Origin of the sequence: Streptomyces sp. NPDC057743 (genome assembly GCF_042798755.1) — a bacterium.
GTDB lineage: Bacteria > Actinomycetota > Actinomycetes > Streptomycetales > Streptomycetaceae > Streptomyces.
This window is the reverse complement of record NZ_JBHVJX010000028.1, coordinates 29,454-43,783: the sequence shown is the minus strand read 5'-3', so window position 1 is coordinate 43,783 and position 14,330 is coordinate 29,454. Positions and strand designations below refer to the sequence as shown.

10 protein-coding genes are annotated in these 14,330 nt (G+C 71.9%); 4 read left to right on the top strand and 6 right to left on the bottom strand.

The annotated features are described in order from the left end of the window. Positions 1 to 145: 145 nt before the first annotated feature. Positions 146 to 1,615 carry a rhodanese-like domain-containing protein gene (locus ACFVFQ_RS27925; RefSeq protein ID WP_383420889.1) on the top strand — a complete coding sequence of 490 codons (1,470 nt, stop codon included), beginning with the start codon at positions 146 to 148 and terminating at the stop codon, positions 1,613 to 1,615. A gap of 77 nt (positions 1,616 to 1,692) precedes the next feature. Here ACFVFQ_RS27925 and ACFVFQ_RS27920 read toward each other — a convergent pair whose 3' ends face one another. Then, the gene (locus ACFVFQ_RS27920; protein WP_383420887.1) at positions 1,693 to 3,093 is read right to left on the bottom strand and encodes an MFS transporter; all 1,401 of its coding nucleotides are present in this window, start codon (positions 3,091 to 3,093) and stop codon (positions 1,693 to 1,695) included. Between the two features lie 351 nt (positions 3,094 to 3,444). On the opposite strand from ACFVFQ_RS27920, the gene ACFVFQ_RS27915 reads away from it, so the two are divergent. Further along, on the top strand, positions 3,445 to 3,936 hold the full coding sequence (locus ACFVFQ_RS27915) for an AMP-binding protein (protein ID WP_383420885.1): 492 nt from the start codon (positions 3,445 to 3,447) through the stop codon (positions 3,934 to 3,936). Positions 3,937 to 4,663: 727 nt separating this feature from the next. Beyond that, complete coding sequence (locus tag ACFVFQ_RS27910; RefSeq protein WP_383420883.1) at positions 4,664 to 5,062, top strand: hypothetical protein; 399 nt, start codon at positions 4,664 to 4,666, stop codon at positions 5,060 to 5,062. A gap of 90 nt (positions 5,063 to 5,152) precedes the next feature. Here ACFVFQ_RS27910 and mscL read toward each other — a convergent pair whose 3' ends face one another. The 5 genes from mscL to ACFVFQ_RS27885 form a co-directional block, all read right to left on the bottom strand. Further along, complete coding sequence (gene mscL, locus ACFVFQ_RS27905) at positions 5,153 to 5,668, bottom strand: large conductance mechanosensitive channel protein MscL (protein ID WP_383420881.1); 516 nt, start codon at positions 5,666 to 5,668, stop codon at positions 5,153 to 5,155. Positions 5,669 to 6,519: 851 nt separating this feature from the next. Further along, complete coding sequence (locus tag ACFVFQ_RS27900) at positions 6,520 to 7,353, bottom strand: S-methyl-5'-thioadenosine phosphorylase (protein ID WP_383420879.1); 834 nt, start codon at positions 7,351 to 7,353, stop codon at positions 6,520 to 6,522. Positions 7,354 to 7,488: 135 nt separating this feature from the next. Then, a complete protein-coding gene (locus tag ACFVFQ_RS27895) occupies positions 7,489 to 7,821 on the bottom strand; it encodes an FmdB family zinc ribbon protein (RefSeq protein WP_383420877.1) in 333 nt (110 codons plus the stop codon). A 136-nt stretch (positions 7,822 to 7,957) separates the two neighbouring features. Further along, positions 7,958 to 9,232, bottom strand: coding sequence for an MFS transporter (locus tag ACFVFQ_RS27890; protein WP_383420875.1), 1,275 nt, complete (start codon positions 9,230 to 9,232; stop codon positions 7,958 to 7,960). A 373-nt stretch (positions 9,233 to 9,605) separates the two neighbouring features. Continuing rightward, a complete protein-coding gene (locus tag ACFVFQ_RS27885) occupies positions 9,606 to 11,150 on the bottom strand; it encodes a potassium/proton antiporter (RefSeq protein ID WP_383421011.1) in 1,545 nt (514 codons plus the stop codon). Between the two features lie 187 nt (positions 11,151 to 11,337). Between ACFVFQ_RS27885 and ACFVFQ_RS27880 the strand changes: the two genes are divergently transcribed. Further along, entirely contained in the window at positions 11,338 to 14,154 is a 2,817-nt protein-coding gene (locus ACFVFQ_RS27880) for a penicillin acylase family protein (RefSeq protein ID WP_383420873.1), read from the top strand. The last annotated feature ends 176 nt before the right edge of the window (positions 14,155 to 14,330 follow it).

Here is a 14,330-nt window from a genome sequence, read left to right as displayed (position 1 = left end):
TGTTCTCCCGCCAGCCGGCTCCTTAATGTACGTACATCCGTGCATCCGCACAACAGAGCGGTCTGTACGGGGCATTCAGCCGCCCACGCTCCGGCCCGAGTGGACCGACCCCGCCCGGGCGCCGCGCACCCCTGGAGGCCCGACCGTGCACTTCGCGCAGTACTACCTCGACTGTCTCTCCCAGGCGTCCTACCTGATCGGCGATCAGAACTCCGGACGCGCCGTCCTCGTCGACCCGCGCCGCGACATCGACGCCTACCTGGCCGACGCCGAGGCGGCCGGCCTGCGCATCGAACTCGTCATTGAGACGCACATTCACGCCGACTTCCTCTCCGGCCACTTGGAGGTGGCCCGGGCCACCGGCGCCGAGATCGCCTTCGGCGCGGCCGCCGAAACCGGCTTCCCGATCCGCCGGTTACACGATGGCGAACGCCTCTACCTGGGCGCCGAACCAGCAGCCGACGACGCCCCGTTGGGCACGCCGCCCACCGCGCACCCCCAGGAGGCCAGCACCCCGACGCCCACCTCCGGGGTGACCCTCACCGTCCTCGCCACCCCCGGCCACACCCTGGAATCCATCTGCCTGGCCATCCGGGAAAACCCTGACGACGACGTCCCGTTCGGCGTCCTGACCGGCGACACCCTCTTCGTCGGCGACGTCGGCCGCCCCGACCTGCTCTCCGCGGCCGGCCACTCGCCCCAGGACATGGCCGCCCGTCTCTACCGCTCCCTGCACACCAAACTGCTCACCCTCCCGGACGCGACCCGGATCTTTCCCGCACACGGCGCCGGTTCGGCCTGCGGTCGCAGCATCTCCACCGAGACCAGCTCCACCATCGGCGACCAGCGCCGCCTCAACTACGCGCTGCAACCCATGACCGAGGACGCCTTCGTCCGGCTCGTCACCGCCGAACAGCCCGTCGCCCCCGGCTACTTCGCCCATGACGCAGCCCTCAACCGCGACGGCCACCCCCTACGGGACACGGCGCCACCCGCCCCGCTCACCCTGGACGAGGCCCTGACCGCCCGCGACGAACAGGGCGCCGCACTGCTCGACTGCCGCCCGGTCGACGCCTACGCCCGCGCCCACCTCGCCGGCTCCCTGCACACCAGCCTGGACACCCGGTTCGCGGAGTACGCCGGCAGCGTGGTGGCCCCCGGCACCCCGATCGTGCTGCTCACCGACCCCGGCACCGAGCGCGAGGCCCGCCTCCGCCTCGCCCGCATCGGCTACGACCAGGTCCTCGGCCACCTGCCCGACCCGGCCGCGGCGCTGGCCGCCGCCCCGGAACGCATCCGCCGCAGCCACCGCCTGAGCCTGCCCGACCTGCTCCCGCGGCTGCCCCTGGACCCCCACGACCCCGTCGACGGCGGCCAGTTGATCGACGTCCGCAACCCGGCCGAGTTCGCCGCGGGCGCCCTCCCCGGCGCCCGCAACATCCCGCTGGCCGCGCTCGCCGACCGGCTCGAAGAACTCGACCCGGCCCGCCCGGTCATCCTCTACTGCCGCAGCGGCAACCGCTCGGTGATCGCGGCGGCCCTCCTGGAGGCACACGGCTTCGACCAGGTCAGCGACGTCTTGGGCGGCTACGCGGAACTGGCGACGGCCCGCTGACACGGGGGGAGGGCTGGCGACCCCGACTCCCAATCCGCCCCCGCGCCAGCCGCCTTGGCCAGCCCTCCCCCCCCGTGTCACCCTCCGTCCCCACGCCTCCGCCTCTGCCTCCGCCGAAACCACCCCCATCCCGCCACCATCACCGTCAACCCCGCCCCCACCACACAGCCCACCGCCGGCACCACCAGCGACGGAAGCCCGCCACCGCCGCTCGCCCCGGCAGCGGCCGACGACGCAGACCCGGCCCCCGTCCCCGGCCCCGTAAGGGCAAACCCCAACCCCAACCCCGCCGTCATCGTCAGCACCGACTTGGTCAACCCCGAGGCTTCCCCGGCCCGTTCGCGCCGGACCACGGACTGGGTCCCGGTGAGCGCCAGCCCGCCCGCCACGCCCAACGCCGCCGCGGCCCCCGTCGACGCCACCAGCAGGCCCGGCGTCCCCGCAACGACCCCGGTGGCCCACAACGCACCCCCGGCAACGGCCAGACACGCCGCCATCACCGCCACGGCCGCCCCGGACCGCACCCGCCCGGCCACCGGCCCGCCGACGGCCAACGCCACGGCCGGCGCCAAAAACGCCACCCCCGCCGCCAACACCGTCCACCCGCGCCCCTGTTGCAACGTCCACGGCAGTACGTACAGCAGCGCCACCGTCGCCGCGTTGGCGACCGCCCCGGCGGCGGTCAGCGTCACGTAGGGGAGATTGCGGAACAGCGCGAGATCCACCAGCGGCGCCGGGGCCCGCCGTTCGGCCCGCACGAACAGGCCGCCCCACAGCACCGCACCCACCAACCACCCCACCGCGGCGGCGTGTTCCAGCCAACGCGCCAGGCACACCAGGGCGACCGTCCCGGCCACCGCCCCGGCAACATCGAGCGGCTGCCCCGCGGCGGCCGCGTCCCGCGACTCGTCCGCCCGGCGCGCACACCACACGGTGGCCCCGGCCAGCGGCACCGTCAGCCAGAACACCGCCCGCCAGGACGCCGATTGGGCCAGTACGCCACCGAGGAACGGACCGCACACCGTGGCCAGTCCGGCCAACCCCAGGGCCCGCCCGGTCGCCCGCCGCGCCCGCCCCGGCGGGCAGGCGTTGGTGAGCAACGCCAGCCCGGCGGGCATGATCAACGCGCCGCCCGCGCCCTGCACCACCCGCGCCGCCACCAGGAACGACAGCGACGGCGCCAGCCCACACAGCGCGGAGCCCACCCCGAACAGCACCGCCCCGAGGGCCAGCATCCGCCGCCGCCCGTAGAGGTCGGCCAACCGCCCGGCCAGCGGCATCAGCGCCCCGGCGGCGAGCAGATACCCGCTGACCACCCACGGCGCCGCGGCCGCGGCGCCCGGCAACTCGGCCCGCACCACCGGCAACGCCGGATTCAACGCAAACGAGTCCAGCTGCACGCAGAAGGCCCCCACCCCCAACGCCCACTGCGCCCAACCCCCGCGCCCAGAAGGCCCGTTCTTCGCAGCCACGGACATAAGCCCAGCCACCACCTCTCACGCGCGCGCCACGGCAAGCCCCCAAAGCCGGCAAGCCAACAAGCGGGCGAACAGAAAAAACCGGAAATCAATGAACGAAAAGGAAGAGAAAGAAAAGCGGAGAGGGAGGGATGAAGCGCACCGGACCGGGGCAGGAAGAGGCGGGAACGCGCCGCGCCAGCCGTTGCGGGGTGCAAGGAAGGGGCCGGCGCCGGCCCCGTAGAGCCGCCGTACGATCATGGCCACCGCGGGCCCGTACAGCGGGCGTTCAGCATTTGTTGATCGCTGAACTCCATGCTGATGCGCATGTTGCGCCGTGTGATCTCAGAGCATGCAGAAGACGCCCGAGAAGTGCAAGAGCCGGATGCGTCGCAGATCGCCCTCACCTGGAGCGGGGAGCCGGGCCGCCTGGAGGAGCTGACGCACGGCATGCTCCTGGAACAGGCCGAACGGGCCGCCGCCGCGCTCACCCGCTGCGGGGTACGGGCCGGTGACCGCGTCGCCGTACACCTGCCGCTGGTGCCCGAGTCGGTGATCGCCACCCTGGCCTGCGGCCGGCTGGACGCGATACGCACCACGCTGCCGGTCTCGCTGACCGTCCCCGAACTCGCCGCGCGCCTGCGGGAGTCGGGGATCCAGGTGCTGATCACGGCGGACGCGGCGTTCTGGGACGGCTCCGTGCGCCCGGTGAAGCCGGTACTTGACCACGCGCTGGCGCGGAGCGCCGCCGCCGGCGGCAGTCAACTGCCGCACACCGTCCTGGTGGTCAACCGCTGCTCCCGCCCGATCTCCTGGAAGCCCGGCCGCGACACGTGGTGGCACGAGGCCCTCGCCACCGACTGACCCACCCGTCACCGGACCGCGACCCGCACCGGACCACCACCAAGACCGCACCGCGACGCACCCCACCCCGCCCCACCCCGTCCCTTCCGGGGCACACCGCCACCGCACTTCCGGGAAGCGGCCGCCCCTTTCGGGAAGCGGCCACCCGCCCTCCGGGAACAGGGCCATCGCCTCGCGCGCCTCGGAACACGGCCACCGGACCTCTGGGAACAAGGGGCACCGCCCCGGTCGCCTCCTCGGACCAGGGCCGCCGCAACACCCCGCGCCCTCACACCCCGATGCCCCGCACAACGGGCTCGCGGCCCCAGGCGCTCCTAGCGTGGGCCTTCCCGACCCCGTACGGAGGCCAGGTCGCCATGCCGAAGCGCAGAGCCCGCGGTCACCACCCCCGCCCCCGCCCCCTCCCCGGTTCCGATCGTGGGTGGCCGCTCGGGCAGGGGCGTGCCGAGCACGGACCGCCCACGCGACCGCACGACGCCCAACGCCCGCACCCGATCCCCACCCACGAGAACGGGGGCTGGAGCAGCTAGGGCCTGTCCCATGGGGCCGGGGTCGGAACGCCTGGCACGGCACCTCGCGGCGCTGCCAAACCGCCCCCATACTCCGCTGCCAGGCCGCTCCGGAGCCTTGCGAGGCACCACACCAGACGCCCCGGCCGATCCGACCCCGCCCCATCGGAACGGCCTAGCGGTCCGGCGGTCATCGGGCCCGCCCGTACCCTGAAGAGGTGAGCACCAAGCCCGAGTCCCAGCCCGAGCCCGGTCCCGAGACCGACTCGGCCGCCGGGGCCACCCGAGATCCCCGGGACGCACCCGCGGCGCCCCAGCCCCACCCCCCGGCCGCTACCGCACCGTCCTCAGCCACCGCGGCGCCGACGGACGCCGCAGCCAAGGACGCGCCCCGCGAAGAGGCCGCTTCCGAGCCCACCGCCGAGTCCCAGCCCGAGCCCGCTCCCACCCGTCGGCGTCCCGACCCCCGCAGCGCCGCCGCGCTGATCTTCGACGACCCGTTGAGCCAGCGGTCCTCGGACGACACGGACCGCGGTTGGGGCGAGCGCCCCACCGCCACGGGCGGTGCCGCCGATCTCGCCCGCTTCCTCGACGAAAAGCCGCCCCACCACCTCTGAGCGAGGCGACGGGGCGGCGTGAACCAGGGCCTGTCCGATGGGTCAGGGTCGGGGCCTGACCCATCGGACAGGCCCTGGCCGGAGCGCCCGCTACTGCTGGGACTTCTGCGTGATGATGGCCGCTGCGGCCGCGGAGGCCGCAGCCGGGTCGGCGGAGCCGCCGTTGCGCTGGGCGACCAGCGTGTCCCGGATCTCGGTGAGCAGCTCGATCTCGGTCGGGGCCGCCGACTTCTCCTCGGTCGCCTTCTTGGCGTCCTGGCGGGCCTTCCACTTGTTCATCGGCAGGATCATGAGGAAGTAGACGACACCTGCGGTGATCAGGAACGTCAGCGCCGCGCTGAGCACCGAGCCCCACAGGACGTAGATGCCGTCCGCGTAATGGCCGGTCTTCTTGTCCACCGTGCACGCGGCGCTGATGCAGGTCTGGTAGTTGTCGAGGTTCTGCGAGCCGAAGGCACCGACGATCGGGTTGATGACGCCCTTGACCACCGCGTTGACGATGTTGGTGAACGCCGCGCCGACGACGACCGCCACCGCCAGTTCGATGACGTTGCCGCGCATCAGGAATTCCTTGAATCCCTGGAGGACGCTCTTCTTCTCGCTCACCTAACAGCCTCTTTCCACGCTCGCTCTGGACGGTGCACCGACAATCAGCACCGCAACTTACGACAGGGCGGGGCGGAGCTGTCCAATCACCCGACCCGAACCGGCGATCGACCAGGGCACCAGTACGGATAACCGCCCGGGCAGGACGGATCCGGCGGACCGGGTCGAATCGAGGGTGGTTCGTATGGGGCGAAGGGGCGGCCGTGCGGGGTCCGGCGCCCGCCGGGGAGCGGCGGGTCCGGCCGCTCGGCAGGGCCCTCGCGGCGGTGATTGGTGCGGCGGTGCCGATAGCGGCATCGGTATCGGTGGTGCAGGCGCGCCCTCTGGGACGCGCGGCAGGTGCCCCGCCACTCGCAGAAGTCTCGCGTGCCCGAGCGGCGGACGCCACTCGATCTTGTCGTGCGCGCGCCATCGTCACCGCCCCCCGTCGGCCGCCGCCGCGGGGCAGGCGGCGGGTGCGGAAGCGGGCTCCCCGGGGCCGTGCGACAGGCCAGTGGCCCATGCTGCGGCGGCCGTTGCGAGGCCGGCGACGAGCAGCCGGCGGCGGGCGGGCCCGCGCCATCGGGAGCGGATACCGCCCGCGAGAACGGGGGCAAAGTGGGGCACTTCACACCGCGGGGGCGTGGGTAGGGCCGGGGACGGGGTGGGCATGGTGATCACCGCCTGGGGTGCGGACGTGCAACGGACACGGTCACAGGCGGGCCCCGCGCTCGGGCCCGCGGTCACCACCGTGCCGTACTTCACCCCAGCCCGCTGCGGCCTGTGGACAGCCCCAGAGCCGTTACGAGCCTGTGGACAACTACGTCACCCGGCAGGGGAGTTGAGCGGGCGCCGCGCCCCCGCCCGCCCCGTTACGGCAGCTCGATCCCCAGGTCCCACCCTTGGTGCGCGTCCGTGCACAGACAGGTGCGGTCCGCGGTGGTGGGGAGCGCGGCGACGGTGTCGAAGAGGACCTCGCGGAGCCGGCCGATGTTCTCGCCGAAGACCCTCAGGACCTCCTCGTGGGAGACGCCGTCGCCGGTCTCGGCGCCCGCGTCCAGGTCCGTGACCAGGGTCAACGAGGTGTAGCACAGGCTCAGTTCGCGGGCCAGGACGGCCTCGGGGTGGCCGGTCATGCCCACCACCGACCAGCCCTGGGCGGCGTGCCAGCGCGACTCGGCGCGGGTGGAGAAGCGCGGCCCCTCGATCACCACGAGGGTCCCGCCGTCGACCGGATCCCAGTCGCGGCCGCGCGCGGCATCGAGGGACGCCTGCCGGCCGGTGGGGCAGTACGGGTCGGCGAAGGTGAGGTGGACGACGTTGGGGACGCTGCCGTCGGGGAGCGGTTCGCCGTCGAAGTAGCTCTGGGCGCGGGACTTGGTGCGGTCCACGAGCTGGTCGGGGACGAGCAGCGTGCCGGGCCCGTATTCGGGGCGCAGCCCGCCGACCGCGCACGGGCCGAGGACCTGCCGCACACCGAGGGAGCGCAACGCCCAGAGGTTGGCGCGGTAGTTGATGCGGTGCGGCGGGAGATGGTGGCCGCGGCCGTGCCGGGGCAGGAAGGCGACCGAGCGCCCGGCGATCTCGCCGAGGAACAAGGAGTCGCTGGGCCGCCCGTAGGGGGTGTCCACCGTGATCTCGGTCACGTCATCCAGGAAGGAGTAGAACCCCGACCCGCCGATAACGCCAATCTCCGCATCAGCCATGCGATCACACTATCGGGCGCCCGCGCCGGCGCGCGGGCGTTCGAAGCGACCGGCCCCCGGGAATGCGGCGGGCCCCGCCGCTCCTGCTGGGGAGCGGCGGGGCCCGGAAGTCCGCTCGCGGGCGTCGGGCCTTGGTCAGGCGGCCGAGCCGGTGCCGGCCGTGGTCGTCGCCTTGCTGTCCGAGGACGACGAGGTGGAGCCGGACGTCGAGGACGCATCGGACGACGAGGAGCCGTTCGACGAGCCGTTGCTCGACGAGGAGTTGCTGGCCGGGCTGCTGCTGGACGACGAGCCGCGGCTGTCGTTGCGGTAGAAGCCGGAGCCCTTGAAGACGATGCCGACCGCCGAGAACACCTTCTTGAGGCGCCCGTTGCAGCTGGGGCACTCGGTGAGCGCGTCGTCGGTGAACTTCTGCACGGCCTCAAGGCCCTCGCCGCACGCGGTGCACTGGTACTGGTAGGTCGGCACTTGACTTCCTCCTGGCACTCTCACTCATTGAGTGCTAACGACGCTCCATCTTGCAGTATTCCGGCGCCCCAGTCCACCGCGAGCGGCATACGGTGACGGACTCCACGCCCGCCAGCACCCCCGGTTTCGGGCCCGTTCAGGCGCGGCTCAGCTCCCGCTCCGGCTCGTCGACGGCGCCCGCCGACCCGGTGACGACCACTGAAGAACGGGGCATCAGGTGGGCGCGCAGGCTCAGCAGCACCACCAGGGCCAGCGCCGTGCCGACCAGCGGCACCAGGAAGCCGGAGCTGGGACCGAAGCGGTCCGCGAGTTGGCCGGCGAGGGTGGACGCGGCCGCCTGACCCAGCGCCACCGCGCCGGTCAGCCAGGTGAACGCCTCGGTCCGGGCGGAGGCCGGGACCAGGGACTCGACGAGGGTGTAGCCGGTGATCAGCGCGGGGGCGATGCACAGGCCGACGACCAGGCCGACGGCGCCCAGCAGCGGCACCGCGGTCACCGCCCACAGCGGGGTGGTGGCCAGCGCCAGCAGCCCGTAGGCGACCAGCAGGCGGCGGCGCGGTCCGACCTTCCAGGCGATCGCGCCGCAGGCGATGCCGGCGAGCATGTTGCCGCCGGCGAAGATCCCGTAGAGGACGCCGTTGAGGCCGGGCTGCCCGATGTGCTCGGTGAGCGCGGTCAGCGAGACCTGCATCCCGCCGAAGACCGAGCCGATCCCCAGGAACGCGACGATCAGGACGCGCACACCAGGGACGGACAGCGCCGAGACCCGTGCCTGATCCGTGGCGCTCTTCCGGTGGACCGGCGGCTGGGTGCGCCGCTGCGAGGCGAAGAGCAGGCCGCCGGCGAGCGTCAGTGCGGCCTCGGCGACCAGGCCGGCGGCCGGGTGGATGCCGGTGCACAGCGCGGTCGCCAGCACCGGGCCGACGACGAAGGTGAACTCGTCGGTCACCGACTCGAAGGCGGCGGCCGTCGGCATCAACGGGGTGCCGCCCAGCTTCGCCGCCCAACGGGCCCGCACCATCGGGCCGACCTGCGGCGTCGAGGCGCCCGTGGGGACGGCGACGGCCAGCAGCGCCCACAGGGGTGCGTGCGCCAGGGCGAGCGCGATCAGCGCCGAGACGCCCGCGACGTGCACCAGGACGCCGGGGACGAGCACCGCCCGCTGGCCGAACCGGTCCGCCAACTTGCCGCCCTGCGGGGCGAAGAGGGCCATCGAGACGCCGGTGGCGGCGGAGACCGCGCCGGCGGTGCCGTAGGAGCCGGTGGTGGACTGGACGAGCAGGACGATGCCGATGGTCAGCATCGCGAACGGCTGCCGGGCCAGGAAGCCGGGCACCAGATAGGTCCACGCGCCGGGCGTGCGCAACAGTTGTCCGTAACCGGGACGGGAATCCTTGACCGCGGATGCCACGGCCGGGCCTTTCTGCCGCCTGGTAGCGCCGCCCCGCGAGGTCGTCACGGGTGCGCGCCGAGAGCTGTCCTCTCGCGCAGGACCGAGTGATACCGCGTGGTCCGCACCGAAGAAGGTGGCTGCGTGTGGCAGGGGACCGCGGCCGCCGAGCGGTCGCGCCAGCTCTGCGTCAGGCAGAGTTGGTTCGTGATCCGTACAAAATACCGTTTCGATTGTACAGGTCATATGGGGGAGAAGCCCTGGGATTAAGCGGGGCTTCCCGGGGATTTCCTTGGCATCCGTGGAGAGATAGCGCACATGCGGCGCTGGGCCGGACAAGCCGGGCGCCATGGGGTGCGGGCCCGGCCACCCAGGGGCGGCCGGGCCCGTCGCCTCACCCGACCTCGCGCCTCCGGGGCCGGCCGGCCCCGCCCTCCTGGGGCTGGTGCGCGGTGGCGGTACCCAGCCAGCCGGCCAGCTTGCCGCCCTGCGACACCGCCTGGAGCCGGCGTTCGGCCGCGTCCCGCACCGGGTCGGTGGCGACCACCAGCAGCTCGTCGCCGTGCCGCAGCACCGTCGTCGGGGACGGCACGAAGCTGGCGCCGTCCCGGACGACGAGGGTGACCGCGGCGCCCGCCGGCATCCGCAGCTCGCCGACCTCGACTCCGTGCATCCGGGACGTGGGACCGATGGACGTGGACAGCAGATGGCCGCGCAACCGCTCCAACGGGGCCGACTCGATGCCCAGGTCGGCGGCCTCCTCGTCGTCGCCCAGTCGCAGCCGTCGGGCCAACCAGGGCAGCGTCGGGCCCTGGACGAGGGTGTAGACCACGACCAGCACGAAGACGATGTTGAAGACCGTCTCGCTGCCGGGGACGTCGCTCACCATCGGGATGGTGGCCAGCACGATCGGCACCGCGCCGCGCAGTCCGGCCCAGGACAGCAGGGTCTTCTCCTGCCACGGCACCCGGAAGGGCAGCAGCGAGGCGAAGACGGACAGCGGGCGGGCGACGAGCGTGAGGATCATGCCGATGAGCAGCGCCGGCACGATGTCGTCGAGCAGGTTGTGCGGGGTGACCAGCAGACCGAGCAGGACGAACATGCCGATCTGGCCTATCCAGCCGACGCCTTCGGCGAAGCCGCGGGTCGCCGGGGCGTGCGGCAGCTTGGCGTTGCCGAGGATGACCGCGGCGAGGTAGACGGCGAGGAAGCCGGAGCCGTGCGCCAGCGCGCCGGCCGCGTAGGCGGAGACCGCGATGGCCATCACCGCGATCGGGTAGAGGCCGGAGGCCGGCAGCGCGACGTGCCGCATGCCGTACGCGCCGAGCCAGCCGATGGCCAGACCGATGGTCGCGCCGATCGCCAACTCCAGCGCGATCTCGCCGAGCAGGACGTACCAGTGCTCGACCGGTCCGGCGGTGGAGAAGGCCACGACGAGGATGACCACCGGGGCGTCGTTGAAGCCGGATTCGGCCTCCAGGATGCCCGTCAGGCGGGCCGGCAGCGGGACGCTGCGCAGTACGGAGAAGACGGCCGCGGCGTCCGTGGACGACACCACCGCGCCGATCAGCAGCGCCTGCTTCCAGCCGAGCCCGGCGAGGTAGTGCGCGCCGGCCGCGGTGACCCCCACGCTCACCGCGACGCCGAACGTCGAGAGCACCGCCGCCCGTGGCAAGGCCGGTTTGATCTCTTTCCACTTGGTGCCCAGGCCGCCCTCGGCGAGGATCACCACCAGGGCGGCATAGCCGAGGAGTTGGGTCAGTTCGGCGTTGTCGAAGACGACGCCGCCGATGCCGTCCTGCCCTATCGCGATGCCTATCCCCAAGTAGATGAGCAGGCTGGGGAGCCCGCTGCGCGAGGAGAGTCGTACTGCGGCCACCGCGACGAGCAGTACGAGTGAGCTGATCAGCAGGAGTTCATTGAGGTGTTCGACAGTCAGGAGCTGATCCTTCCTCGCGCCATGGCCGGGATGGGCCGCTTGTCGTTACCGTATCTAGTTACTGACTCTAACAATTTACCATTGCTTGAAAGTTTAATGTGCTCGGCGGTGACTCCGCGTAGGGGTCGACAAACCGGTGCGCCTATGGTTGCTCCAGCACTCCCACCCTGCCCCTCGAAGGACAGAGATGCCCGCCAACAAGTCCGGACCAGCCCCCAAAAAGAAGAAGAAGGGGCGGCGCGGCCGCCTCGTCGCGCTCACGGTCGTGCTGCTGCTCGTGGCGGGCATCGGCTTCGGCGCGTACTGGGGTGTGAGCACGGTCCGCGCCTCGTTCCCGGAGACCACCGGATCGCTCAAACTCCCGGGCCTGACCGACCCGGTGGACGTCGTCCGTGACGCCAACGGCATCCCGCAGATCTACGCCGACACCGACGAGGACCTCTTCCGCGCCCAGGGCTACGTCCAAGCCCAGGACCGCTTCTGGGAGATGGACGTCCGTCGCCACATGACGGCCGGCCGGCTCTCCGAGATGTTCGGCAAGAGCCAGGTGAAGACCGACGCGTTCCTGCGCACCCTCGGGTGGCACGAGGTGGCGCAGAAGGAATACGACACCAAGCTCTCGGCCAGCACCAAGAAGTACCTCCAGGCGTACTCCGCCGGCGTCAACGCCTACCTCAAGGACCATCAGGGCTCGGCGCTCTCCCTGGAGTACGCCGCCCTCGGCTTCACGGGCGACTACAAGCCCGAGGCCTGGACCCCGGTCGACTCGGTGGCCTGGCTCAAGGCGATGGCCTGGGACCTGCGCGGCAACATGCAGGACGAGATCGACCGGTCCCTGATGACCAGCCGCTTCACGCAGAAGCAGATCGACCAGCTGTACCCGGGCTACCCGTACCAGCGGAACCGGCCGATCGTCGACGGCGGCAGCGTCGACCAGGCCACCAAGGAGTTCGACCCCAAGGGCACCCCGAGCGGCGGCGCGTCCACGGGTACCGGCACGGGCACGGCCAACGGGACGGGCACGGGGACGGGCACGGGGACGGGCTCCGGCTCGTCCACCGGGAGCGGCACCGGCGCCCCCCGCGGGACGGTGCGCGGCGCCACCGCCGGCGTCCAGGCGCAACTCTCCTCGCTGTCCAGCACCCTGGAGCAGGTACCGGCGCTGCTCGGCCCCAACGGCAACGGCATCGGCTCCAACTCCTGGGTCGTCTCCGGTGAACACACCACCACCGGCAAGCCGTTGCTGGCCAACGACCCGCACCTGGCCCCGCAGATGCCCTCGCTCTGGTACCAGATGGGCCTGCACTGCCGCACCACCGGCCCCAAGTGCAACTACGACGTCGCCGGCTTCACCTTCTCCGGGATGCCCGGCGTCGTCATCGGCCACAACCAGGACATCTCCTGGGGCATGACCAACCTCGGCGCCGACGTCACCGACCTGTACCTGGAGAAGATCAACGCCGACGGCTACCTCTACGACGGCAAGCAGCAGCCCTTCCTTACCCGCCAGGAGACCATCAAGGTTGCCGGCGGCGACAGCCAGAAGATCACCGTCCGGTCCACCAACAACGGCCCGATCGTCTCCGACCGCGACGACGAGCTGACCAACGTCGGCAAGGACGCTCCGGTGGCCGACGGCGCCCCCGACCGCGGCGACGGCTACGCCGTCTCGCTCCGCTGGACGGCGCTGGACCCCGGCAAGTCCATGGACGCCGTCTTCGAGCTCAACCGCGCCAAGGACTGGACCAGTTTCCGCAAGGCCGCCGCCGACTTCGAGGTCCCCTCGCAGAACCTCATCTACGCCGACACCAAGGGCAACATCGGCTACCAGGCCCCCGGCCAGATCCCGATCCGTGGCAAGGGCGACGGCTCCTACCCGTCGCCCGGCTGGGACTCCGCCTACAAGTGGAAGGGCTACATCCCGCAGAGCGCGCTGCCGTACGAGTACAACCCCAAGCGCGGCTTCATCGTGACCGCCAACCAGGCCGTCGCGAACGAGAAGTACCCGTACCTGATCACCAACGACTGGGGCTACGGCGCCCGTAGCCAGCGGATCAACGACCTGATCGAGTCGAAGATCAAGGACGGTGGCAAGGTCTCCACCGACGACATGCAGACCTTCCAGAAGGACAACAGCAGCGAGATCGCCCGGCTGTTGACGCCCTATCTGACGAAGATCGACATCAAGGACAAGTACGTCCGCGACGCCCAGCAGCTCCTCAGCGGCTGGGACTTCACCCAGGAGCCCGACTCCGCCGCGGCCGCCTACTTCAACGCCGTCTGGCGCAACACCCTCAAGCTGGCCTTCGGCAACAAGATGCCCAAGGAGCTGCGCGTCCAGGGCCAGTGCCTCTACGTCCGCCCGGCCAGCGACACCGGCCCGGCCGACGACCAGAACAAGCTGGTCCGCGAGTGCGGCGAGCGGGCCGGCGACACCGCCCAGCCCGACGGCGGAGACCGCTGGTACGAGGTCGTCCGGAACATCCTCGACGACCCCAACAACGCCTGGTGGAAGACCGACGACCGGCCCGGCCACCCCGGCCTGAAGAACCGCGACCAGCTCCTGGCCCAGGCCATGAAGGACGCCCGCTACGAGCTGACCTCCAAGCTGGGCAAGAACATCGACCACTGGACGTGGGGCCGCCTGCACCAGATGGACCTCACCAACCAGACCCTCGGCAAGGACGGTCCGGGCTTCCTCAAGGACCTGCTCAACCGCGGGCCCTGGAACCTCGGTGGCGGTGAGGCCGCGGTCGACGCCACCGGCTGGAACGCCTCCGGCGGTTACAAGGTCACCTGGGTCCCGTCCATGCGGATGGTGGTCAACCTCGCCGACCTCGACAAGTCCCGCTGGATAAACCTCACCGGCGCCTCCGGGCACGCCTACCACGCCCACTACTACGACCAGACCGACAAGTGGGCCAAGGGCGAGCTGCTGCCCTGGGCGTTCAGCGAGGACGCCGTGAAGAAGGCCGGCAAGGACACCCTGACCCTGTCGCCGTAAGGACGCCAGGAACAGGCAGCAACAGGCAGCAACAGGCAGGAACAGGCACGCCAGAACCGCCAACGCCGTCGGGGGGGCCCGGGCAACACCGGGCCCCCCCACGGCCGTTCTCGGGGAACACGGCCGCGCCGGGGGCGGGGGTGGGGGGAGGGGGGGACACCCCCCGGGGGGACCGC

Bases quoted from the DNA above. Each gene is read 5' to 3' on its own strand.
- ACFVFQ_RS27920 (WP_383420887.1), bottom strand. From the start codon at position 3,093: ATGTCCGTGGCTGCGAAGAACGGGCCTTCTGGGCGCGGGGGTTGGGCG.
- ACFVFQ_RS27900 (WP_383420879.1), bottom strand. From the start codon at position 7,353: ATGGCTGATGCGGAGATTGGCGTTATCGGCGGGTCGGGGTTCTACTCC.
- ACFVFQ_RS27880 (WP_383420873.1), top strand. From the start codon at position 11,338: ATGCCCGCCAACAAGTCCGGACCAGCCCCCAAAAAGAAGAAGAAGGGG.